Raw genomic sequence first — 21064 nt, 5'->3', positions numbered from 1 at the left:
AGCGCCGCCCCCGCCCGTCAGGATCGCAAGCCCTCGACCAGCGTCAGGTCGACGTCCGGGATCATGCCTTCCAGCACCGCCCAATAGCCCGACACCGCATCCTGCCCGGCGGTCTGGTATGCCTGCGACATCTTGATCCGCACCGCCTCGAACAGGTCGTTCTCCATCCGCGCGCCCTCTTCGGTAAGGCGCAGCAGACGCTGGCGGCGGTCGCGTTCGCCCGGACGGGTCTCGACCAACTTGCGGTCGGTTAGTTCGTTGAGTACGCGGCCCAAGGACTGTTTGGTGATCGCGAGCAATCCCAGCAACTCGCTGACCGTCAGGTCGGGTTTGCGCGCGATGAAATACAGTGCACGATGATGCGCGCGGCCCAATCCCTGTGCTGCGAGCCCCTGATCGACGGAGCGGGTGAGATGGCTATGGCCAAAATACAGCAGTTCCATGCCGCGACGCAATTCGGGCTCGCGGAGAAACTGGGCGGAAGCGGAGGGAGCTGTGGCAGCCATGTTGACCAGTTTAGCCCCCGCCCGTACGCGTCCGCAACCCCTGATGCCTGAGAGAAATCGATGACCCGTGTTTCCACGGCCGCCGCGCCGACCTTCCGTTTCGATCGCAGCGCAACCCCGGTCGAGGCCAATGAGCGTGCCGCGCGGCTGGTCGATCCGGGCTTCGGCCGCGTCTTCACCGATCATATGGCGGTGATCCGCTACACTGAGGCGGAGGGCTGGCACGACGCCAAGATCACCGCCCGCGCGCCGATCACGGTCGATCCGTCGACTGCGGTGCTGCATTATGCGCAGGAAATCTTCGAAGGGCTCAAGGCCTATCGGCTCGACGACGGCGGCACCGCGCTGTTCCGGCCCGACGCCAATGCCCGCCGCTTCAACAACAGCGCGCGCCGGCTCGCGATGCCCGAACTGCCCGAGGAACTGTTCCTGCAATCGTGCCGGCAGTTGGTCGCCACCGAGCGCGACTGGTTCCCGCAGATCGACGGCGGCGCACTCTACCTGCGCCCCTTCATGTTCGCGAGCGAGGCGTTCCTCGGCGTCAAGCCGTCGTCCGACTATCTCTATATGGTGATCGCCTCGTCGGTCGGCGCCTATTGGAAGGGCGGCGCACGCGCCGTGTCGATCTGGGTCAGCCAGGATTATACCCGCGCCGCGCCCGGCGGCACCGGCGAGGCGAAATGCGGCGGCAATTATGCCGCCAGCCTGCTCGCCCAGTCGGAGGCGATCCGTCAGGGCTGCGACCAGGTCGTCTTCCTCGACGCGGTCGAGCGCCGCTGGGTCGAGGAATTGGGCGGCATGAACGTCTTCTTCGTGTTCGACGACGGTTCGATGGTGACGCCGCCGCTGACCGGCACGATCCTTCCCGGCATCACCCGCGATTCGATCATCCGCATCGCGCGCGATCAGGGGATCGAGGTGCGCGAGGAGCTGTACGGCATCGACCAGTGGCGCGCCGATGCGGCGAGCGGTCGCCTGACCGAGGCATTCGCCTGCGGGACCGCCGCGGTGGTGACGCCGATCGGCGAGGTCGCGGGTGTCGACGGCCGGTTCACGATCGGCGGCGGCGGCACCGGTCAACTCACGCAGCGGATGCTCGACGCGCTGTCGGCGATCCAGCGCGGTCGCGCGGCCGACCCGCACGGCTGGTTGCAGCGGCTCGACTGATTTCGTCGGGGCGGCCCGAAAAGTCGTACCGGCGGGGCTTTCCAACCCCGTCGACCCGGCTATAAGGCCGCCTCCTCGTTGGGGCGTCGCCAAGTGGTAAGGCAGCGGCTTTTGGTGCCGCCATCCGCAGGTTCGAATCCTGCCGCCCCAGCCAGGATCCAGACACATCGACCTCGATGCGCCGGTCGCGGCGGCCTAGTCCCGCGCTGCCGCCGCCATGGCGCGGTTGCGTGCCGCGGACGCCGCCAACGTCTCGGTCAGCAGCGTGACGAGGCGATCGTCGCGGTCGAGAACGTTCAGGCCTTCGCGGGTCGAGCCGCCCGGACTGGCGACACGGTCGGCGAGTGTCGCGGGGCTGACGTCGGCCTCTGCGGCCATCGTCGCCGATCCCTCGAGCGTCGCCAGCGCGAGCCGGGCCGCCTGATCCTGCGACAGGCCCAAGGCCGCACCGGCCTGCGCGAGCGCATCGGCGAAACGGAAGACGAAGCCGGGGCCGCAACCGGCGAGCGCGGTGACGTCGTCGAACTGCGCTTCGCCGGCGATCCATTCGATGAGGCCGAGTGGCTGCATCCATTCGGTCAGCTCGGCACGTGTCGCATCGTCGGCGGCGGTGGAGAAGAGTGCGACGACGCCCTGCCCGATCGCGACCGGCAGGTTCGGCATCGCACGCACCACCGCGCCCGCCTTGCAGAGCGTGGCGAGCGTCGCCTCCTCCACACCGGCGAGAATCGACACCAGCACGCGCGGCGCATGACCGGCGAGCGGCCCGTCACGCAACAGGCCCAGTTGCTGCGGCTTGAGGCCGAGCAGGATGACGTCGAACGCCCCCTCCCCCGCGTCGGGGATCGCCGGGACGACGCGGACGCCATCGGGCATCGCGCGACCGCTGGGGCTGACGACGGTGACGTCGGCGGGCGACAGGCCGGCGGCGAGCCAGCGGCGGAGCATGGCGCCGCCCATGTTGCCGGCACCGACCATCAGCAGCCGCATCAGGCTTCGCCCTGCGTCTCGATCAGCGCGGCGGCGAGCGCCTCCTTGGGTGTCTTGCCGCCCCAGAGCACGAACTGGAACACCGGATAAAAGCGCTCGCACTCCTCGATCGCCGATTCGACGAGCAATTCGGTGGCGCCGAGCGACATCGTCCCCTCCTCCTCGCCGTCGATCATCGCGGCATGGCGGTAGAGCAGCACGCCCGAGGACGACCAGAGCTCGAAATGGCCGATCCACAATTGCTCGTTGACCAGACCGATCGCCTCATACACCGCAGCGCGGCGATCGTCGGTGACCTTGATGTCGGGAAAGGCGAGGAATTGCAGGACGCTGTCGTCCTCGCGCCAGAGTGCGCGCAATTCGTAGCTGGTCCAGCTGCCCTTCACCGTCGCGACGATCTCGTCGTCGTGACGCTCATGCTCCCAGCCATGCGCGGCATAATAGGCCTCGAGCATGTCGATGGGGGCGTCGGGTTCGGATTCGTGTTCAGCGTGGTCGAGCATCGTTACGCCTCTATCGCACGACAAGGCTGCCGAGGCAAAAACGCCCAGGCAACCCCATCGTGGACAACACTGTCGATAAAGCTGTGGAAAAGTCGATCAGGCGGTGGGGACCGGATCGGTAGACGGCGTCGGGGTGGCGCCGAGCCGCGCTTCCAGCGCATCGAGCCGCGCCTTGAGCGCATCGTTTTCGTCGCGCGCGGCGACGGCCATCGCCTTCACCACCTCGAACTCGTCGCGGCTGACGAAGTCGAGACCGCCGATCCACTCGCGCGCCCGTGCCCGCGCGCCCGATTCGGCCTCGCGGCCGACCCCGGCCAGAGTGCCGGCGGCGCCGTTCACCAGCTTCACCAGATCGTCGAACAGGCGGTTGTCGGATTGCATATCGAAGGGTCCCGGAAAAGCGATGCTATGTGTCAGAGCATCTGGGACGTATGCGCCGCCGGCACAAGGGTTTCGGCATCGGGGTTGAGCTGGCCGATCCGCCAGGTCAGGACGCCGGCGAAGCTGATCCAGATCAGATAAGGCACCATCAGCCACGCGGCGAGCGGGCGGATGCGGCCGAACAGCACGGTGGTGATCGTCGCGACGATCAGGATCGCGACGATCACCAGCAATGCGGCGCCGACCTGATGCATCCCGAAGAACAGCGGCGTCCATGCGAGGTTGAGGACGAACTGGACGGCGAAGGCCGTCAGAGCCAGTCCCCGCCCCCGTGCGCCACGCGCATGGAGGATCATCGCCACCGCGAGGCCGAGCAGGATGTAGAGCGAGGTCCAGGCGACCGGGAAGACCCAGCCCGGCGGGGTCAGCGCCGGCTTCTGCAACGCGACGTACCAGCCGTTGTCGGCACCCGCCGGCACCGCTCGTCCGGAGGCGAAGCCGAGCAACAGGATCAGCGGTACGGTAAAGATGGCCCAGCGCAGGAAAGACACCCGCAACTGTCCCTTGGAAGCGATGCCCCCCACCCGATGCTCCTCAACAGCGTTCACGCCTGCTTTGCCGCGCCGCGCAGCCTTCGTAAAGCACCCGTATCGGTGATCGTTCCCATTGTAGATCAATCGCGTATCGCGGCGACCAAATATTCCACATTGCCCTCCGGTCCGGTGATCGGGCTCTCGACGACACCGACCGCCGGCCAGCCTTCCGCCGACAGCCATGCGACGACCTCGTCGCAGACGCGGGTTCGGACTGCCGGATCGCGGACCACCCCGCCCTTGCCGACCTCGGCGCGCCCCGCCTCGAACTGCGGCTTGATCAGCGCGAGCAGTCGCGCGCCCGGCCGGGCGAAGCCCATCGGCCGCTCCAACACCTTGGCAAGACCGATAAAACTGGCGTCGCAGACGATCAGGTCGACGGGCTCCGGGATATGCGCGTCGGTGAGGATGCGGGCGCTGGTCTGCTCGTGGACGATGACGCGCGGATCCTGACGCAGCTTCCACGCGAGCTGGTTGGTGCCGCTGTCGACGGCATAGACGCGCGCCGCGCCGCGGCTGAGCAGCACGTCGGTGAAGCCGCCGGTCGAGGATCCGACGTCGATCGCCACCGCATCGGTGACGGCCCAACCGAAATGGTTCAGTCCGTGCGCCAGCTTGATGCCGCCGCGCGATACCCAGGGATGATCGCGCCCGCGCACGTCGAGCGCGACGTCGTCGGGGAACGCCTGTCCCGGCTTGTCGACCTTGCGCGTGCCGGCGAACACGAGCCCCGCCATGATCAGCGCCTGCGCACGCGTCCGCGATTCCGCAAGGCCGCGATCGACGAGCATCTGGTCCGCACGGGTCTTTGCCATGACGCGCGCCCTAGCGCGGAAATGGCGCGCGCGTCACCCCGCATGCGCCGGTCCTTCGCTCCGGCGCTCGCCGCCTTCGATTGGGCGCATCGGCAATTGCCTAGTGGAACAGTAGGATTATCTTCTCGGTTGTGCTGGTGTGGAAGGACGGAGGATCCGAGCCCCGGCCCGACACGCCCTTTCACACGGAGGGAGATGCAGCCATGACCGGATTTTCCAGTTTCGAAAGCGTGCAACCGACCATCCTGACCGTGCCGGGCCTCGGCGGCTCCGGGCCGTCGCACTGGCAGACCTTGTGGGAGGATTCGCGTCCCGACACGCTGCGCGTCGAGCTCGGCATGTGGAACACACCGCATCGCAACGCCTGGGTGACCAAGCTCGACCAGGCGATTTCCCGCGCCGAGGCGCCGGTGATCCTCGCCGCACACAGCCTCGGCTGCCTCGCGGTGGCGTGGTGGGCGGAGCTGAGCCCGCAGCCTTATGGCTGGCCAGTCGCCGGCGCATTGCTGGTGGCACCCGCCGATGTCGATCGGCCCGGCGCGCCCGACGAATTGCGCGGCTTCGCGCCGACGCCGCGCACTCCCCTGCCCTTCCCGTCGATCCTCGTCGCGTCGAGCGACGATCCGTGGATCGGCATCGACCGGGCGCACAGCCTCGCCGCGCAATGGGGCAGCCATTTCATCGATGCCGGGCCGCAGGGGCACCTCAACGCCGCCAGCGGCATCGGCTGGTGGGAAGAGGGGCAGGAGTTGCTCAACCGGGTGATCGCCGCGGGCACCGACAGCCGCGGCCGCGCGCGCCCGGCGAGCGACGCGCGTTCGATCCTCGCGATCAACGCCACCGAGGCGGCGCAGGCGCATTACCTCGGCCGGTGAGCGGCCGCGTCAGGCGGGCGCGAAGGGGTTCACGATCCTGACGCGCCCGTTGATGACGAGGCCGTGGTGCATGTCTTCCGAATAGAGAATGTCGCACCCGGCAATGACGGCTGCCGCCGCGATCATCCCGTCGTAGATCGAGAGGGTATAGCGTTCAGCCAGACGCACGCCGAGTTGGTGGAGTGCCACGTCGAGCACCACGATGGTCGGGCAGTTCACGATGACGGCGCGGGTGGCTCGCCTCACCTCATCCCAGGTCCATCGATGCTTGCGCCGCAAGACGTTCGCCATTTCGTTGAGCGATTGCGTACTGATCACGCCGCCATCCTCGACGAGGCTATAAGCAACGGCGCTGCGCACATCGGCGCCGAATGCATAGACGAGGACGTTAGAGTCGAGAAACGCGCTCATCGGCGCGCATTGGCTTCTTCGCGGTCGAACTTATAATCGGTCGGCAAAGGACGTGCGAGCCGCTTCATGTCTTCCAGTGCCCGTTCCCGCTGTTCTTGCGTCACCGCCAGCGTGATGACACCCAATTTCGCGAAATCGACATCGTCCCCGTCGTGCAGTCCCAAAGAGGCAACGACCTCGTCGGGGACCTTCACGATATAGCCATCCGATGTCTTCGTCAGCTTCATGACCCGCTCATACCACAATATCGTGACAGGGGCGAGACGGGGCCGTTCAGCGCCCCTCCCGCTCCTGCTCGCGCCCCTTGGCCGTCGCCGCCTTCATCGCGCGGTAGAGGCGGACGTTGAGGCCGATCAGCACCACCAGCGCGAGACCGGTGATGACGACCACCGCGGTCCACCCCTTCATGCGCGCGCGCCCTCGGTCACCTCGGTGCTGTTGTGGCGCAACGTCCTGAGCACGGTCTGGACGATATGGTCGGCGTCGAGGCCCGCTTCGGCATATTGCTTCTCCGGCTTGTCCTGATCCTGAAAGACGTCGGGCAGGCGCATCGTGCGCAGCTTCAGCCCGCCGTCGATCAGCCCCTCGTCGCTCGCCAGCGTCAGCACGTGCGCGCCGAAGCCACCGACCGCATTCTCCTCGATCGTCACCGCGACCTCATGCGTGGTCAGCAGGCGGCGGATCAGCGCCTCGTCGAGCGGCTTGGCGAAGCGCAGGTCGGCGACGGTGGTCGACAGCCCCTTGGCCTCGAGCACCTCGGCGGCCTTGAGCGCCTCCTCCAGCCGGGTGCCGAGCGACAGGATCGCGACGGTCTTGCCCTCGCGGACGATGCGACCCTTGCCGATCTCGAGCCGCTGGGGCACCTCGGGCAAATCGACGCCGACGCCATTGCCGCGCGGGTAGCGCAGCGCGATCGGACCGCTGTCGTGCAACGCGGCGGTATGCGTCATATGGACCAGCTCGGCCTCGTCGGCCGCCGCCATCACGACGAAATTGGGCAGGGTCGCCAGATAAGTAACGTCGAACGAGCCGGCATGCGTCGCGCCATCGGCGCCGACCAGCCCGGCGCGGTCGATCGCGAAGCGTACCGGCAGGTTCTGAATCGCGACGTCATGGACGACCTGGTCATAGGCGCGCTGGAGGAAGGTCGAATAGATGGCGCAGAACGGCCGCATTCCCTGCGCGGCGAGGCCCGCGGCGAAGGTCACCGCATGCTGTTCGGCGATGCCGACGTCGAAGGCGCGGTCGGGGAAGGCCTTGGCGAAGCGGTCGACGCCGGTGCCCGACGGCATCGCCGCGGTGATCGCCACGATCGTCGGGTCGCGCTCGCCTTCCTTGATCAGCGCGTCGCCGAAGACGTTCTGATATTGGGGCGGTCCTGGTGGCGCCTTGGCCTGCGCGCCGGTGATGACGTCGAATTTCTGGACGCCGTGATATTTGTCCGCCGCCGCCTCGGCCGGGCCATAGCCCTTGCCCTTCTTGGTGACGACGTGGACGAGGATCGGCCCCTCCTCGGCGTCGCGGACATTCTCGAGCACCGGGATGAGATGGTCGAGATTGTGGCCGTCGATCGGGCCGACGTAGTAGAAGCCGAGCTCCTCGAACAAGGTGCCGCCCATCGTCATGCCGCGGGCGAATTCGTCGGTCTTGCGCGCGGCGGCGTAGAAGGGCCGCGGCAGGCGGCGCGCGAACTTGCGCAGGATGTCGCGGACGCCGAGGAATTCGCGGCTCGACACGATGCGCGACAGATAGGCCGACAGGCCGCCGACCGGCGGCGCGATCGACATGTCATTGTCGTTGAGGATGACGACCAGCCGGTTGCCCGCCTGTTCGGCATTGTTCATCGCCTCATAGGCCATGCCCGCGGACATCGAGCCGTCGCCGATCACCGCGATGCCGCGGCCGGGCGTGCCGGCGAGCTTGTTCGCCACCGCGAAACCGAGCGCCGCCGAGATCGAGGTCGAGCTGTGCGCCGCGCCGAAGGGGTCGTATTCGCTCTCGCTGCGCTTGGTGAAGCCGCTGAGCCCGCCGCCCTGACGCAGGGTGCGGATCCGGTCGCGCCGGCCGGTCAGTATCTTGTGCGGATAGCATTGGTGGCCGACGTCCCACACCAGCCGGTCGCGCGGCGTGTCGAAGACGTAATGGATCGCGGTGGTCAGCTCGACGACGCCGAGCCCCGAACCGAGGTGGCCGCCGGTCGATCCGACCGCCGAGATCGTCTCCTGCCGCAGTTCGTCGGCCAGCTGGCGCAACTGCTCGGGAGGGAGTTTTCGCAGCTCTTCCGGTGTGTTGACGGTATCGAGCAGCGGCGTTTCGGGTAATTCGGCCATCGGACCCGTCTACGCGCTTGTACGATGGGTGTCGATTGTCGGCGCGCGCAACGTCAGGCGCAGTCGGCGCATTTGCCGCGCACCTCGATCACCGGACGAATTGGTGCAAAACCAACGGCTTGCGCGGCACTCCTGACACCACGCGTGACCGTGTCGTCGTCGAGATGCACCGTTTGTCCACACGAATCGCACACCAGAAAGATACAATCGTGCAGGCAATCGGGATGCGCATTGGCCACGTAAGCGTTTGAGCTTTCGACCTTCCGCGCAAGGTTGGACGCCACGAAGACGTCGAGGATGCGGTAGATGCTGTTCGCGGCGACGCGGCGGCCTTCGCTCTTCGACATCGCCTCCGCGATATCATAGGCGCTGGCCGGCTTGGTGAAACCGACGAGCGCGGCGAAGACGTTGGCGCGCATCTGCGTCCATTGCTCGCCGGACTTCTCCAGCGTCGCGCGCGCGGCCTTGGTGAGGTCGGCGCCCTGCGGCTCGTGGTGATCGTGATGCGCGTGCGCTGTCATAACGGGGACTTAGGTGGCGTCGACCGCGATCACAAGCGGCGTCAGATGACGGCGCGGCGGTTGAGATCGTGACCGAACGCCAGCAACCCGACGCCGATCACCGTCCACAAGGTTTCGGCACCGCCGCCACCTTCGTGCGGCAGGGTCATCGCACCCGCCATGATCCCGAGGCCGAAGGCGCCCATCGACGCGGGCATGACATAGCCGTGCTCCATAACGCCGCGACCGAGCGCGACCGCACCGAGGAAGATGGCGACCGTCAGGCCGATCTCGTGGAAGATCGGGTTGAGCAGCAGCCCGCCCGCCGCCGACAGCATCGCCAGCAGCACCGCGCTCGCGAGGCAATGGACGACGCACAGGCCGGACAGCGCGATCGCGGCGCGATCGAGCCAGGCCCAGCCGAAGCGGCGTACAATATGCGTCCCGTGCGTCATTGCTGCCGTCCATCTAGGCCGGTTGCTGCAAGGTTACAATATCACATGGCGCATTCGGCAGCGATTTTCTTGCGGTCTTTCATCGACAAGCCGGTAGCCCCGCGGCCACCGGCGGGCCGCGGTCAGCTGGCGGCGAGCGACGGCGTGTCGTTGCCGGGATGAACCAGCGCGAGCTGCGCGGCTCGCGCGTCGCGGATCGGGCCGGCGGTGGGCGTGGCATCGAGCTTGAACCCGTCGACATCCTGCGCCAGCGCATCCGCTTCGGCGGCGAGTTCGCGCGCCGCGGCGGTCGCCTGTTCGACCATTGCCGCATTCTGCTGGGTCATGCCGTCCATCTCGCCGACCGCGACGTTGACCTGGCTGAGCCCCCTCGCCTGCTGCTCCGACGAGCGGGCGATACCGGAGACGAGATCGCTGACCTCGCCGATCCGCACGAAGATGCTGTCGAGTGTGCGCCCGGTATCGGTGACGAGGCCGACGCCGTCCTGCACCAGCGCCCCCGAGGCGAGGATACGGCCCTTGACGTCGCGCGCCGCATCCGCGGACCGCTGCGCCAGCGCCCGCACCTCGGAGGCGACGACCGCGAAGCCGCGTCCCGCGTCGCCGGCGCGTGCCGCCTCGACGCCGGCGTTGAGCGCGAGCAGATTGGTCTGGAAGGCGATGCCGTCGATCACCGAAATGATCTCCGATATCTCGTTCGACGAGCGCTCGATCGCGCCCATCGCCTCGACGGCGCGACGCACGATCCCCCCCGATTCCTCGGTCTCGCGACGGACGTTTCCGACGATCGTGTCGGTCCGGTTGGCGCCGCTCGCCGCCTCGCTCACCGCCGAGGTGATCTCGTGGATCGCCGCCGCGGTCTGTTCGAGCGCCGCCGCCTGCTGCTCGGTGCGCAGCGACAGGTCGTCCGAGGCGCTGCGCAGCTCGACCGTCGCGACCTTCACCCGCGTGGCGGACTCGGCGACCCGGCTGAGCGTTTGCGACAGGCGCTCCGTCGCGGCATCGAACGAACGCGCCAGTTCGCGATAATCGTCGGGCAGCGCGTCGCCGATCCGGTAGCACAGGTCACCGCTGCCGAGTTCACCCAGCGCCTTGGTCAGTTCGCAAACGACGGCGTCCTGTTTGCGCGCGTTGGTGACCTGCGCCTGCGCCGCGACCCGGAACACCTCGACCGCGGCGACCATCGTGCCGATCTCGTCGGCCCGATCGCCGCCGGCAAGACGCAGGCTAAGGTCGCCATCCGCCATGCGGCGCATCGCGTTGGCGGTATCGCCGACCGGCCTCAGCACGCGACGGAGCAGATAGGCGAGCGCCGCCGCGGTCAGCGCGATCAGAATGAGGCCGATCAGCGCCAGCAACGCGATCGTCCTGGCGAGCTGACGCTGGCCGTGTTCGGCGAGCGCCTGCTGGACCTTGGCGGTGGCGATCACGAGCTGGTCGATATGCTGTCGGTGGGTCGCATAGAGTGTTGCAAGCCGCGCGTAGCTTTCCTGCATCGCCGCGGCGTCGCCACGTTCCACCGCGGGCATCAGGACGCGGTCGAGCTCGCCCCAGAACAGCTCGGCGTCATGTACCGCGCGATCGAGCGGCTGGCGGATCGACGGCTCCGACAGCGACGACGCCTTCCAGCGGGCGACGCTGCCACGAAAGGCCTGTTCGGCCCGGGCGAGCGACGCGCGTCGGCGGGGCAGCGACGCCGGATCGCGCGCGAGCAGCGTCGCGTCGAGGAAGGGTTCGATGACATAGGCGGGGGGCGGCAGGATGTCCGCGTCGAGGTCGCTGATCTCCTGATTCTGACGCGCGATCGGGCCGCCGACCCGGATCGTATCGATGCCGAAACCGGCAACGACACCGCAGAATAGCACCAGCGCGATCGCCGATAGCCCTGCAATCCGGCATTTTTCCTGAATAGTCATACGATTGATCCGCCCACCCCGACGTACTCCACTCGGCATCGCTTCGTCCTATTGCTAGTATAGTTGGACCGAAGCATCCGCTCGCCTGCAAACCGCATTGCGCGGATGTCGACGATCGCGAGGTGAAATCTCGATCAGGAGGAGCGGAAGCGTTCGTCAACCATCCTTGGAATTGTCTCAACTACTTGAGCGGGTGGAGTGCGCGCGACGGCGCAATGCGGTACGAACGCAGCGTGCTTTAGAAAAACTCCCTCGCCACCCCGGCGCGGGCCGCTCATGGTCGGGCGCATGAATGGACCATGGCATTGAGGACGGTAGGCGAGCTGAGCGCGCGCCATCGTGGGTTGCTGTTCGCGCTGGTGATCACCGCGGGGGTGCTCAACCTCGTCGATCGCCAGATCATCGCGGTGCTCAAGCCGACGATCGCCGCCGAACTCGGCTGGAGCGACGACGATTACGGCACGCTCGCCGCCTGGTTCCAGACCGGCGCGGCGATCGGCTTCCTGTTCAGCGGCTGGATCGCGGACCGGCTCGGCGTCAAATGGGCCAATCCGGCGGGGGTGGCAGCGTGGAGCGTCGCGGCGCTGCTGCACGGCTGGGCGATGACGATCGGGCAGTTCACCGCGGTGCGGATCGCGCTCGGCGCGACCGAGGCGATGGGGACGCCGACCGGGGCCAAGACGGTCACCGCGGTGCTGTCGCCGCGCTGGCGGTCGACCGGCTTCGGCGCAACCAACGCGGCAAGCAGCCTCGGCGCGATCCTCGCCCCGCTGGCGATCCCCGCCGTGGCGCTGGCGTTCGGCTGGCGCGGGACCTTCGTCGCCGCCGGGCTGTTCGGGCTGATATGGGCGGGCGGCTGGCTGATCGCGGCACGCGGCGTGCGCTTCACGCCGCACCGGCCCGCCACGGCGACGCCGCTGGCGGCGCTCGACGGCCCGATCCTGCGCGATTCCCGGACCTGGGCGGTGGCGGGCGCCAAGATCCTGTCGGACGCGACCTGGTGGCTGCTGCTATTCTGGCTGCCCGATTTCTTCCATCGCCAGTTCGGGCTGTCGGGGGTCGCGCTCGGCGTGCCGCTCGCCATCGCTTATGGCGGCGCGGCGGTGGGGTCGCTGGTCGGCGGCAGCGTGTCGACGCGGCTGCTCGGCAAGGGGGTTGCGGTGAACCGCGTGCGCAAGGGCATCATGCTGGTCGCGGCGCTGGCGGTGGTGCCGATCCCCTTCGCGCTGCTCATCCACGATTATCCGCTGGCGATCGCACTGATGGCGCTGGCGCTCGCCGGGCATCAGGCCTTCTCGACCAATTTGTTCGCGTTGATCGCCGATATCGTGCCGCAGCGCCGGGTCGGGCGGGTGACCGCCTTCGGATCGTTCTGCGGCAACGTCGGCGGCATCGGCATCGCCAAGGTCGCCGGACTGACGCTGGCGGCGGGGCTCGGCTATCTGCCGCTGCTGCTGTTCGCGAGCGTCGCCTATCTCGCCGCGCTCGGCTGGATCCAGTTGCTGCTGCCACATCTGCAGCCGCTGGCGGAGGGTATGGACGGGGACGCGGTATAAAGGCGTGCTGTCGGGGGCCGCGATGCTTCTTTATACCCCAGCGCGCAGAGGGATAATAAGGTCGCGCGATCAAAGGGGATTTCGATGAACGCCAACCGTTTGTTCGCGCTGCTCGCCACCACCTGCCTGTCCGCCGCCATGCCGGCCTTCGCCCAGGAAGCGCCCCCGCCCGTGCCCGTGCCCGTGCCGGTGAGCGACGCGCCGGGCGACACGCAGGACGGCGAGATCGTCGTCACCGCGCGTTTCCGCAACGAAAGCCTCCAGCAGGTGCCGATCGCGATCACCGCGATCAGCGGCAGTTCGCTCGCCGAGCGGCAGTTGAACACGGTCGAGACGATCAGCGCGGCGATCCCCTCGGTCGGTTTCCGCAGCGGCGCGTCGAACAAGGACCGGACGATCTTCATCCGCGGCATCGGCACGATCACCACGTCCCCCGGCGTCGAGCCGTCGGTGTCGACCGTGCTCGACGGCGTCGTGCTGACCCGGCCGGGCCAGTCGACGCTCGATCTCGGCGAGGTCGAGCGGATCGAGGTGCTGCGCGGGCCGCAGGGGACGTTGTTCGGCAAGAACGCTTCGGCGGGCGTCGTCAACATCGTCACGCGCAACCCAACCGACGACTTCCACGCCTTCGGCGAAGCGGGCGTGACCACCGATCGGGACTATCGCATCAAGGGGGGTGTGTCGGGCGCGATCGTGCCGGGCAAGCTCCAGGCGCTGATCGGCGGGCTCTACAGCGATTTCGACGGCAACACCCGCAATGCGACCACCGGCAACGACACCAACGGCTCGCGCCGTTACGGCGTGCGCGGCAAATTGGTCGTGACCCCGGTCGATGCGCTCAAACTGACGCTGATCGGCGATTACCTCAACACCTATGAAACGGTCGCCCCGGTCTATGCCTCGACGCGGCAGGTCGCCTACCCCACCGGGATCGTCAGCGTCTCGGCACCGCTCGCCGCGGTGCTCGCCAATGCCGGGGTGCGGCCATCGGCCGGCAATCGCGTCGCGGCGACCAATATCGACACCAACGTCCGCGACGAAAATTACGGCGGCTCGCTGACCGCCGAACTGGCGATCGGCGAGTATCGCGTCACCTCGATCACCGCGTGGCGGCAGTGGCTCAACCACCAGCAGCAGGATTACGACGGCCTGCCGACGCTCACCGCCGCCTTTCCGCAGGGGATCGACGACGGCCGCGTCGACAGCAAGCAATTCTCGCAGGAGCTGCGCCTCGCCTCGCCGCGCGGTGGACTGATCGACTATGTCGTCGGCGCTTACTACCTCCACGCCAGGACCGACGAGGTCTACGCGCGGACGCTGACGAGCCTTGCCGGCACGGTGCAGACGACGACCAACGGCGTCGCCGACTATGGCATCACCGACGACAATTATGCGCTGTTCGGCGAGGCCAACATCAACTTCACCACGGCGTTTCGCGGGATCGGCGGCTATCGCTCGACCTGGGACGACCTGTCCTTCTACCATCTGCGCACCTCGTCGGCCGATCCGACCAACAGCGGCGCGCCGGCGCTCGATCGCCCCGGCATCCGCGCCTATCACCGGGCGCAGGGCAGCACCGACCGGCGCGGCGACAGCTATCGTCTCGGCCTGCAACTCGACCTCGGCGATCGTGCGCAGACCTATTTCACCTATTCGCGGGGCTACAAGGGACCGGCCTACAACGTCTATTTCAACATGCGCTCGCTCAACGCGACCACCCCGCTCGACGAACTGCCGCTGAGCCCGGAAACGTCCAACTCGTTCGAGATCGGCCTGAAGGGCAGCACCGCCGATCGCACGCTGAGCTACAGCCTCGCCGCCTATACGACGACGTTCGACGGCTATCAGGCGAATTTCGCCGACGTGGTCAATGGCGCGCAGGTGACGCGGCTGATCAACGCCGGCTCGGTGCGCTCGCGCGGCGTCGAGGCGGACGTGACGCTGCGACCGGCCAAGGGCTTCACCGTCGATCTGTCGGGCGCCTATACCGATGCCAAGGTGCGCGACTTCCTCTGCCCGCCGGGTGCCCCGGTGAGCTGCAACGTCGACGGTCAGCCGCTGCCCTATGCGCCGCGTGTCAAATTGTACGAGAATGCCGCCTATCGCTTCGCGCTGTCGGACGCCCTGGCGTTCGAATTGCAGAGCGACGTGACGTTCAGCAGCAAGGTGCAATATTCGCTGAGCGAGACCGCCAACACGATCCAGCCGGCCTATGCGATCTGGAACGCCAGCGTCGCGCTGGTCCGCCCTGCCGACGGCTGGCAGCTGCGGGCCTATGTCAAGAACATCACCGATACGTCCTACGCCAGCTTCCTCGCGCCGGGGACGTTCGCCGGAACGGTCCGCTTCGTCCCCCGCGACGACCGCCGTTACGGCGGACTGCTGCTGCGCAAGGATTTCTGAGCGAGGGGATAGCGATCACGGCCCCTCGCCCCGCGGCGGGCCGGAGATCCGGGAGAAGGGATCAACGTTGCCACCCACGCCTTTCGGCATCCAAGCTGACATGAATGGTGCGGGTGGTCGGGCTCGAACCGACACTCCTTGCGGAACGGGATTTTGAGTCCCGCGCGTCTACCAATTTCACCACACCCGCACGGAGCCGCTTACTCAACCCGCATTCGCAGCGCCTGAAGGCACCGCGAGTAACCGGAACGGCCCTGCTCGTCACCCGGAGCGATCATAGGACAGCGTCCGCGAACCGGACCCCGGTGACGAGGCAAAGGCCGGTAGCCAATTGGCGAAGGGATCGCAAGCGTCTTGGATTAGCACCACGAGTCCGTTATGCTAATCCATGTCGTTGCGGACAGGTCGCCAGCCGTGCTGGATTGCCGCTCCGCTTCAAGATGGTGCTGACAGCATGATGGTCGAGCAGGATAATTTGGAGCAGCAGCTGGTGCGCGCGCTGCAACAGGCCGACGCCACGGGGGATTGCCTCATCGCCGCGCTGCTCAGCCAGTGCCTCGATCTGATGCATCATCGCGCTGCGTCTTCCGAACGGATCGCCGCGGTCAATTGATCGGGGCACGCCGGCGATAGCTCAGCGCCTCGGCGATGTGGACGCGATTTACGGTTCCCGCGTCGGCGAGATCGGCGATCGTCCGGGCGACACGCAGGATGCGGGTATAGCCGCGCGCCGACAGGCGCATCGCCTCCGCCGCCTGGGCGAGCAGGCGACGCCCGGCTTCCTCCGGCGTGGCGATGCGGTCGAGCAGCGCGCCATCGGCCTCGGCGTTGGTGCGGATCGCTTCGTGCGCATAGCGTTCGCTTTGGATCGCGCGGGCGGCGGCGACCCGTTTGGCGACGTCCGCCGAGCCTTCCGTCGGTGGCGGCAGGATCAGATCGGTCGCGGTCACGGCGGCGACCTCGACGTGCAGGTCTATCCGGTCGAGCAGCGGTCCCGACACCCTGGCCTGATAATCCGCGGCGCAGCGCGGCGCGCGTGCGCAGGCGAGGCTCGCATCGCCGAGATGGCCGCAGCGGCACGGGTTCATCGCCGCGATGAGTTGCACGCGCGCCGGAAAGGTGACGTGCGCGTTGGCACGCGCCACGCTGACCACGCCGGCTTCCAGCGGCTGACGCAGCGAATCGAGCACCGCGCGCTGGAATTCGGGCAGCTCGTCGAGGAACAGCACGCCGAGATGCGCGAGACTGACCTCGCCCGGCTTCACCTTGAGGCCGCCGCCGGTCAGCGCCGCCATCGAGGCGCTGTGATGCGGACTGCGGAACGGCCGGTTGCGGGTCAGCCGCCCGCTGGCGAGCGTGCCGACGACCGACTGGACCATCGACACTTCGAGCGCCTCCGCGGCGTCGAGCGGTGGCAGGATGCCGGGCAGGCACGACGCCATCAGCGACTTGCCCGCCCCCGGCGGGCCGATCATCAACAGATTGTGGCCACCGGCGGCGGCGATCTCCAGCGCGCGCTTGGCGACCTCCTGCCTCTTCACCTGGCGCAGGTCCGGACCGTGGCCGATCGGCTCGACCTCGCCGGCAGGCGGTGCGGCGAGCAGGCCGTGGCCCTTGAAATGGTTGATGAGCGCGAGGAGGTCGGGCGCGGCAAGCACCTCGATCGATCCGGCCCAGGCTGCCTCTGCCCCCTGCGCTGCGGGGCAGACCAGCCCCCTGCCCTCGGCGCTGGCGTGGATCGCCGCGAGCAGCACGCCCGGCGACGGCGCGATGCGACCGTCGAGGCCGAGTTCGCCGACGACGACATAATCGGCGAGATGCTCGACATCGATCACCGCCATCGCCCCCAACAAGGCGAGCGCGATCGGTAGGTCGAAGTGCGAGCCCTCCTTGGGCAGATCGGCGGGCGACAGATTGACGACGATCCGCTTGGGCGGCAGCGCAAGGCCGAGCGCGGAGATCGCCGCCCGCACGCGTTCGCGGCTCTCCGCCACCGCCTTGTCACCGAGGCCAACGACGTAGAAGGCAGGCACGCCCGGGATGAGCTGCACCTGCACCTCGACCCCGCGCGCCTCCAGCCCGAGATACGCCACCGTCTGAACGATCGCCGCCATGTCTGCCCCTTCGTTTCCACCATAGCGGCGTTCGGGCACGATCGGTGCGGACGCGACGAACGCAGCCGTCTTGTCAGGATAACACACGCTGCCTATCTCGACCGGCATGACGCATCGAAACCCTGCCCTTGCGTTGACTTCCGCGCCCCGTCTGGCTAAGCGCGCCCCATCAAGGCCGTCCGCGTGGCGGCCCTTTTCTATTCAGACGATCAGGGAATGAATCATGAAGCGGACCTTTCAGCCGAGCAATCTGGTGCGTGCACGTCGCCACGGCTTCCGCGCCCGGATGGCGACGGTCGGCGGCCGTGCGGTGATCCACGCGCGTCGCGCGCGTGGCCGCAAGAAGCTGTCGGCGTAATTTCGGTGCCGGACGTCGGTCCTGCCGACGTCCGGGCTCCCGTCGGCGCAGCCGACATGCAGGTGACCGTCGGCGCAGTCGACATACGGGCGACGGCCGCCGCAGCCGACATCCGCACGATGACGCTGCGCCGCGATTTCCTCGCGGCCAATGCGGGCAAGCGCGCACCGATGCCGGGCTTCGTCCTGCTGGTGCACGATCGCAAGGACGGCGATCCGGCGATTCGCGTCGGCTTCACCGTCACCAAGAAAATCGGCAACGCTGTCGTCCGGAACCGCATGAAACGGCGGTTGCGGGCTTTGGCGCGCGAGCTGTTGCCGGAGGGCGGCATCCGCGGCGCCGATCATGTGCTGATCGGCCGCGACGGCGGCATCGAACGCGACCATGATCTGCTCAAGGCCGAGTTCGGCAAGGCGCTGGGCAAGATCGCGCGCGGCGAGGATTCGCCGTCGCGGCCGCGCGGGCCGCGCAAGCCTCGTCGATGATCGCGCAGCTTCTCATATGGATAGCGCGCGGCTGGCAATTGGGGCCGTCACTGATCTTGCCGTCCTCGTGCCGCTATCAACCCTCCTGTTCGGCCTATGCAATCACCGCGCTTCGCCGCTATGGCGCCGCCAAGGGCGGATGGCTGGCGGCCAAGCGGATTGCGCGTTGCCATCCCTGGGGCGGGTACGGACCCGATCCCGTCCCTTGAGCTACGGGGCTGTATTTTGAACAAAGAACGCCAGAATTTCATCCTGTTCGCGGTTTTCGCGGCGGTGATCCTGTTTGCCTGGCCGCTGATCCAGGGCAAGTTCTTCCCCGTGGCCAATCCGCCGGTGACGAAGATCGTCAATGGCAAGTCGGTGCCGGTGACGACGAAGACCGCCGATCCGACCGCGGACGCGCCCGCCGCGACGCGCAGCCGCCAGGCGGTGCTCGGCGAAAGCCCGCGCGTGCGCATCCAGACGCCGACCTTGCAGGGCTCGATCAACCTCAAGGGCGCGCGCATCGATGACCTCGTGCTGGTCAGGTACAGGGAAACGATCGCCAAGGATTCGCCGCCGATCCGGCTGCTGTCGCCCGCCGGCGCGCCCGAGGCCTATTTCGCCGGCTTCGGCTGGCGCGACGACGGATTGAAGCCGCCCGCCGCGGATGCGGTGTGGACCGCCTCGTCGCCGCTGCTCGCGCCGGGCCGCCCGGTGACGCTGACCGCCGCCAACGCGACTGGCCAGCGTTTCGCGATCGAACTGTCGGTCGACGACCAATATATGTTCACCGTCAGGCAGACGGTGCAGAACGGCGGCGCCGCGTCGGTGCCGGTCGCGCCTTATGGCTATGTCAACCGCGTCGGCGTGTCGAAGGACCCCGGCACGTGGCAGATCCATACCGGCCCGATGTCGGTCCATGGCGGCGGCGCCGATTACGGCACGAAGTTTAAGGACCTCGACAAGGCACCCGAGAAGTTCACGACGACCGGCGGCTGGCTCGGCTTCACCGACAAATATTGGCTGACCGCGCTCGTTCCCGATCAGGCGGCACAGTTCGACGGCCAGTTCCGCGCCGGCGCCAACACCGCCTATCAGGCCGATTATGCCTTCGCGCCCAAGCTGCTGCCCGCCGGCCGCGCGCTGACCCAGACCAGCCGCTTCTTCGCCGGCGCCAAGGAGGTGAAGGCGCTTCAGCATTACGAGAATTACGCCGGGGTCGCCAAGCTCGACAAGGCGATCGACTGGGGCTGGTTCGAGATCGTCGAGAAGCCGATCTTCACCTATCTCGACTGGCTGTTCCGCATGATCGGCAATTTCGGCGTCGCAATCATCCTGCTGACGGTGACGATCCGCGGCCTGATGTTCCCGATCGCGCAGCGCCAGTTCGCCAGCATGGCGAAGATGCGCGCCATCCAGCCGAAGATGAAGGCGATCCAGGAGCGCTACAAGGACGACAAGCCGCGCATGCAGCAGGAGGTGATGGCGCTCTACAAGACGGAGAAGGTCAATCCCGTCGCGGGCTGCCTGCCGACCCTGCTCCAGATCCCGATCTTCTACGCGCTGTACAAGGTGCTGATGCTGACGATCGAGATGCGCCACCAGCCGTTCGTCGCGTGGATCAAGGATCTGTCCGCGCCCGATCCGCTGACGCCGCTCAACCTGTTCGGCTATCTGCACTTCACCCCGCCGCACATGATCGCGATCGGCGTCGTGCCGATCATCCTCGGCATCTCGATGTACTTCCAGTTCAAGCTGAACCCGGCGCCGATGGACGATACGCAGAAGCAGGTGTTCGCGATCATTCCCTGGGTGCTGATGTTCGTGATGGCGAGCTATCCGGTCGGCCTGCAGGTCTATTGGATCGCCTCGAACTTCCTCGCGATCCTCCAGCAGCGCGTGCTCTATGCCCGCCACCCCGACCTCAAGATTGCGGCCGCCAAATGAGCGAGGATGTCGTCATCCCCGAGGACGAGGGTTTCTCGGCCGAGCTGATCGAGCAGGCGCGCAAGACCTTCGCGGGTCCAGTGAGCTTCCTCAAATCGGCGCCCGCGCTCGAACATCTGCCCGCGCCGGTGGTGCCGGAAGTGGCCTTTGCCGGGCGTTCGAACGTCGGCAAATCGTCGCTGCTCAACGCGCTGACCGGGCGCAACGGGCTGGCGCGCACGTCGAACACCCCGGGGCGGACGCAGGAGCTCAACTTCTTCGACGTCGGCCTGCCGCTGTCATTCCGGCTGGTCGACATGCCGGGCTATGGCTTCGCCAAGGCGCCCAAGGATGTCGTCAAGAAGTGGCGATTCCTGGTCAACGACTTCCTGCGCGGACGCGATACGTTGAAGCGCGCGCTGGTGCTGATCGATTCGCGCCACGGCGTGAAGGACGTCGACCGCGAGATCCTCGAGATGCTCGACAAGGCGGCGGTGAGCTATCGCCTCGTCCTCACCAAGGCGGACAAGGTCAAGGCGACCGAACTCGCCGACGTGATGGACAGCGTCGCGGCCGAGGCGCGCAAGCGGCCGGCGGCGCATCCCGATATCCTCGCGACGTCGAGCGAGGGCGGCATGGGCATCGCCGAGCTCCGCGCTGCCGTGCTGGAAGCGGTGGGCTGATCCGCCCCCGCTGACCCGGCCACTCGCGTTCGGGCGGCGGCCACGACCACCCGTCACCCCAAACTCGTTCCGGGGTGACGGGTAGGCGTGGCGAGGTCTGATACCCACCCGAGCA

24 protein-coding genes and 2 tRNA genes are annotated in these 21064 nt (G+C 67.5%); 11 read left to right on the top strand and 15 right to left on the bottom strand.

Annotated elements, in window-relative coordinates; genetic code table 11:
• Positions 1-17: 17 nt before the first annotated feature.
• Positions 18-506, bottom strand: a complete 489-nt coding sequence (locus AC07UH_RS06720) for a MarR family transcriptional regulator (protein ID WP_038658858.1) — start codon at positions 504-506, stop codon at positions 18-20.
• 60 nt (positions 507-566) lie between these two features.
• Here AC07UH_RS06720 and AC07UH_RS06715 point away from each other — a divergent pair, with 60 nt between their 5' ends.
• Together AC07UH_RS06715 and AC07UH_RS06710 are read left to right on the top strand one after the other, a co-directional pair.
• Positions 567-1673, top strand: a complete 1107-nt coding sequence (locus AC07UH_RS06715) for a branched-chain amino acid aminotransferase (protein ID WP_495180401.1) — start codon at positions 567-569, stop codon at positions 1671-1673.
• A gap of 79 nt (positions 1674-1752) precedes the next feature.
• Positions 1753-1827: transfer RNA gene (locus tag AC07UH_RS06710), tRNA-Gln, on the top strand.
• A gap of 41 nt (positions 1828-1868) precedes the next feature.
• On the opposite strand, the gene AC07UH_RS06705 is transcribed toward AC07UH_RS06710, so the two are convergent.
• The 5 genes from AC07UH_RS06705 to AC07UH_RS06685 form a co-directional block, all read right to left on the bottom strand.
• Positions 1869-2663, bottom strand: a complete 795-nt coding sequence (locus tag AC07UH_RS06705; RefSeq protein WP_495180402.1) for a pyrroline-5-carboxylate reductase family protein — start codon at positions 2661-2663, stop codon at positions 1869-1871.
• A complete protein-coding gene (locus AC07UH_RS06700) occupies positions 2663-3166 on the bottom strand; it encodes a type III secretion system chaperone family protein (protein ID WP_038658848.1) in 504 nt (167 codons plus the stop codon). The genes AC07UH_RS06705 and AC07UH_RS06700 overlap by 1 nt, the downstream gene beginning before the upstream one ends.
• Positions 3167-3262: 96 nt before the next feature.
• Positions 3263-3547, bottom strand: coding sequence for an accessory factor UbiK family protein (locus tag AC07UH_RS06695; RefSeq protein WP_495180403.1), 285 nt, complete (start codon positions 3545-3547; stop codon positions 3263-3265).
• Between the two features lie 32 nt (positions 3548-3579).
• The gene (locus AC07UH_RS06690; protein WP_495180404.1) at positions 3580-4131 is read right to left on the bottom strand and encodes a TspO/MBR family protein; all 552 of its coding nucleotides are present in this window, start codon (positions 4129-4131) and stop codon (positions 3580-3582) included.
• Between the two features lie 89 nt (positions 4132-4220).
• Positions 4221-4955, bottom strand: a complete 735-nt coding sequence (locus tag AC07UH_RS06685) for a TlyA family RNA methyltransferase (protein WP_495180405.1) — start codon at positions 4953-4955, stop codon at positions 4221-4223.
• Positions 4956-5158: 203 nt separating this feature from the next.
• Between AC07UH_RS06685 and AC07UH_RS06680 the strand changes: the two genes are divergently transcribed.
• Positions 5159-5830, top strand: a complete 672-nt coding sequence (locus AC07UH_RS06680; RefSeq protein ID WP_038658841.1) for an RBBP9/YdeN family alpha/beta hydrolase — start codon at positions 5159-5161, stop codon at positions 5828-5830.
• A 9-nt stretch (positions 5831-5839) separates the two neighbouring features.
• Here AC07UH_RS06680 and AC07UH_RS06675 read toward each other — a convergent pair whose 3' ends face one another.
• From AC07UH_RS06675 to AC07UH_RS06645, 7 genes are all read right to left on the bottom strand, one after another.
• Positions 5840-6241 carry a PIN domain-containing protein gene (locus tag AC07UH_RS06675; protein WP_495180406.1) on the bottom strand — a complete coding sequence of 134 codons (402 nt, stop codon included), beginning with the start codon at positions 6239-6241 and terminating at the stop codon, positions 5840-5842.
• Positions 6238-6468: a hypothetical protein gene (locus tag AC07UH_RS06670; protein WP_495180407.1), complete on the bottom strand. Its 231-nt coding sequence runs from the start codon at positions 6466-6468 to the stop codon at positions 6238-6240. The genes AC07UH_RS06675 and AC07UH_RS06670 overlap by 4 nt, the downstream gene beginning before the upstream one ends.
• 46 nt (positions 6469-6514) lie before the next feature.
• On the bottom strand, positions 6515-6649 hold the full coding sequence (locus tag AC07UH_RS06665) for a hypothetical protein (protein WP_495180408.1): 135 nt from the start codon (positions 6647-6649) through the stop codon (positions 6515-6517).
• Positions 6646-8571: a 1-deoxy-D-xylulose-5-phosphate synthase gene (dxs, locus tag AC07UH_RS06660; RefSeq protein ID WP_495180409.1), complete on the bottom strand. Its 1926-nt coding sequence runs from the start codon at positions 8569-8571 to the stop codon at positions 6646-6648. Before dxs ends, AC07UH_RS06665 begins: the two co-directional genes overlap by 4 nt.
• 53 nt (positions 8572-8624) lie before the next feature.
• Positions 8625-9092, bottom strand: coding sequence for a Fur family transcriptional regulator (locus AC07UH_RS06655; protein WP_495180410.1), 468 nt, complete (start codon positions 9090-9092; stop codon positions 8625-8627).
• 41 nt (positions 9093-9133) lie between these two features.
• The gene (locus AC07UH_RS06650; protein WP_495180411.1) at positions 9134-9526 is read right to left on the bottom strand and encodes a MerC domain-containing protein; all 393 of its coding nucleotides are present in this window, start codon (positions 9524-9526) and stop codon (positions 9134-9136) included.
• A gap of 122 nt (positions 9527-9648) precedes the next feature.
• A complete protein-coding gene (locus tag AC07UH_RS06645) occupies positions 9649-11442 on the bottom strand; it encodes a methyl-accepting chemotaxis protein (RefSeq protein ID WP_495180412.1) in 1794 nt (597 codons plus the stop codon).
• A 299-nt stretch (positions 11443-11741) separates the two neighbouring features.
• Here AC07UH_RS06645 and AC07UH_RS06640 point away from each other — a divergent pair, with 299 nt between their 5' ends.
• On the top strand, positions 11742-12998 hold the full coding sequence (locus tag AC07UH_RS06640; protein WP_495180413.1) for an MFS transporter: 1257 nt from the start codon (positions 11742-11744) through the stop codon (positions 12996-12998).
• Between the two features lie 84 nt (positions 12999-13082).
• A complete protein-coding gene (locus AC07UH_RS06635) occupies positions 13083-15401 on the top strand; it encodes a TonB-dependent receptor (protein WP_495180414.1) in 2319 nt (772 codons plus the stop codon).
• 105 nt (positions 15402-15506) lie between these two features.
• Here AC07UH_RS06635 and AC07UH_RS06630 read toward each other — a convergent pair.
• Positions 15507-15591, bottom strand: a tRNA-Leu gene (locus AC07UH_RS06630).
• Between the two features lie 264 nt (positions 15592-15855).
• Here AC07UH_RS06630 and AC07UH_RS06625 point away from each other — a divergent pair.
• Positions 15856-16014 carry a hypothetical protein gene (locus AC07UH_RS06625; RefSeq protein WP_156143756.1) on the top strand — a complete coding sequence of 53 codons (159 nt, stop codon included), beginning with the start codon at positions 15856-15858 and terminating at the stop codon, positions 16012-16014.
• On the opposite strand, the gene AC07UH_RS06620 is transcribed toward AC07UH_RS06625, so the two are convergent.
• Positions 16007-17515, bottom strand: coding sequence for a YifB family Mg chelatase-like AAA ATPase (locus tag AC07UH_RS06620; protein ID WP_495180415.1), 1509 nt, complete (start codon positions 17513-17515; stop codon positions 16007-16009). The genes AC07UH_RS06625 and AC07UH_RS06620 overlap by 8 nt on opposite strands.
• 223 nt (positions 17516-17738) lie before the next feature.
• Between AC07UH_RS06620 and rpmH the strand changes: the two genes are divergently transcribed.
• From rpmH to yihA, 5 genes are all read left to right on the top strand, one after another.
• Positions 17739-17873 (top strand): 50S ribosomal protein L34, encoded by a 135-nt coding sequence (rpmH, locus tag AC07UH_RS06615; protein WP_031393806.1) that lies wholly within the window; start codon positions 17739-17741, stop codon positions 17871-17873.
• Positions 17874-17992: 119 nt separating this feature from the next.
• Positions 17993-18358: a ribonuclease P protein component gene (gene rnpA / locus AC07UH_RS06610; protein ID WP_495180416.1), complete on the top strand. Its 366-nt coding sequence runs from the start codon at positions 17993-17995 to the stop codon at positions 18356-18358.
• Positions 18355-18567, top strand: a complete 213-nt coding sequence (gene yidD, locus AC07UH_RS06605; RefSeq protein WP_322849134.1) for a membrane protein insertion efficiency factor YidD — start codon at positions 18355-18357, stop codon at positions 18565-18567. The genes rnpA and yidD overlap by 4 nt, the downstream gene beginning before the upstream one ends.
• 16 nt (positions 18568-18583) lie before the next feature.
• Complete coding sequence (gene yidC, locus AC07UH_RS06600) at positions 18584-20287, top strand: membrane protein insertase YidC (RefSeq protein ID WP_495180417.1); 1704 nt, start codon at positions 18584-18586, stop codon at positions 20285-20287.
• Positions 20284-20949 (top strand): ribosome biogenesis GTP-binding protein YihA/YsxC, encoded by a 666-nt coding sequence (yihA, locus tag AC07UH_RS06595; RefSeq protein ID WP_495180418.1) that lies wholly within the window; start codon positions 20284-20286, stop codon positions 20947-20949. The genes yidC and yihA overlap by 4 nt, the downstream gene beginning before the upstream one ends.
• The last annotated feature ends 115 nt before the right edge of the window (positions 20950-21064 follow it).

Source organism: Sphingomonas sp. GW821-FHT04B01, from assembly GCF_059420425.1.
This window is presented reverse-complemented; position numbering and strand designations above follow the sequence as displayed.

What these genes read in the sequence shown, in the direction of transcription:
- AC07UH_RS06720 (WP_038658858.1), bottom strand. Translation starts at nt 506, where the DNA reads ATGGCTGCCACAGCTCCCTCCGCTTCCGCCCAGTTTCTCCGCGAGCCC.
- AC07UH_RS06715 (WP_495180401.1), top strand. Translation starts at nt 567, where the DNA reads ATGACCCGTGTTTCCACGGCCGCCGCGCCGACCTTCCGTTTCGATCGC.
- AC07UH_RS06705 (WP_495180402.1), bottom strand. Translation starts at nt 2,663, where the DNA reads ATGCGGCTGCTGATGGTCGGTGCCGGCAACATGGGCGGCGCCATGCTC.
- AC07UH_RS06700 (WP_038658848.1), bottom strand. Translation starts at nt 3,166, where the DNA reads ATGCTCGACCACGCTGAACACGAATCCGAACCCGACGCCCCCATCGAC.
- AC07UH_RS06695 (WP_495180403.1), bottom strand. Translation starts at nt 3,547, where the DNA reads ATGCAATCCGACAACCGCCTGTTCGACGATCTGGTGAAGCTGGTGAAC.
- AC07UH_RS06685 (WP_495180405.1), bottom strand. Translation starts at nt 4,955, where the DNA reads ATGGCAAAGACCCGTGCGGACCAGATGCTCGTCGATCGCGGCCTTGCG.
- AC07UH_RS06680 (WP_038658841.1), top strand. Translation starts at nt 5,159, where the DNA reads ATGACCGGATTTTCCAGTTTCGAAAGCGTGCAACCGACCATCCTGACC.
- AC07UH_RS06675 (WP_495180406.1), bottom strand. Translation starts at nt 6,241, where the DNA reads ATGAGCGCGTTTCTCGACTCTAACGTCCTCGTCTATGCATTCGGCGCC.
- AC07UH_RS06670 (WP_495180407.1), bottom strand. Translation starts at nt 6,468, where the DNA reads ATGAAGCTGACGAAGACATCGGATGGCTATATCGTGAAGGTCCCCGAC.
- AC07UH_RS06665 (WP_495180408.1), bottom strand. Translation starts at nt 6,649, where the DNA reads ATGAAGGGGTGGACCGCGGTGGTCGTCATCACCGGTCTCGCGCTGGTG.
- dxs (WP_495180409.1), bottom strand. Translation starts at nt 8,571, where the DNA reads ATGGCCGAATTACCCGAAACGCCGCTGCTCGATACCGTCAACACACCG.
- AC07UH_RS06655 (WP_495180410.1), bottom strand. Translation starts at nt 9,092, where the DNA reads ATGACAGCGCACGCGCATCACGATCACCACGAGCCGCAGGGCGCCGAC.
- AC07UH_RS06650 (WP_495180411.1), bottom strand. Translation starts at nt 9,526, where the DNA reads ATGACGCACGGGACGCATATTGTACGCCGCTTCGGCTGGGCCTGGCTC.
- AC07UH_RS06645 (WP_495180412.1), bottom strand. Translation starts at nt 11,442, where the DNA reads ATGACTATTCAGGAAAAATGCCGGATTGCAGGGCTATCGGCGATCGCG.
- AC07UH_RS06640 (WP_495180413.1), top strand. Translation starts at nt 11,742, where the DNA reads ATGGCATTGAGGACGGTAGGCGAGCTGAGCGCGCGCCATCGTGGGTTG.
- AC07UH_RS06635 (WP_495180414.1), top strand. Translation starts at nt 13,083, where the DNA reads ATGAACGCCAACCGTTTGTTCGCGCTGCTCGCCACCACCTGCCTGTCC.
- AC07UH_RS06625 (WP_156143756.1), top strand. Translation starts at nt 15,856, where the DNA reads ATGATGGTCGAGCAGGATAATTTGGAGCAGCAGCTGGTGCGCGCGCTG.
- AC07UH_RS06620 (WP_495180415.1), bottom strand. Translation starts at nt 17,515, where the DNA reads ATGGCGGCGATCGTTCAGACGGTGGCGTATCTCGGGCTGGAGGCGCGC.
- rpmH (WP_031393806.1), top strand. Translation starts at nt 17,739, where the DNA reads ATGAAGCGGACCTTTCAGCCGAGCAATCTGGTGCGTGCACGTCGCCAC.
- rnpA (WP_495180416.1), top strand. Translation starts at nt 17,993, where the DNA reads ATGACGCTGCGCCGCGATTTCCTCGCGGCCAATGCGGGCAAGCGCGCA.
- yidD (WP_322849134.1), top strand. Translation starts at nt 18,355, where the DNA reads ATGATCGCGCAGCTTCTCATATGGATAGCGCGCGGCTGGCAATTGGGG.
- yihA (WP_495180418.1), top strand. Translation starts at nt 20,284, where the DNA reads ATGAGCGAGGATGTCGTCATCCCCGAGGACGAGGGTTTCTCGGCCGAG.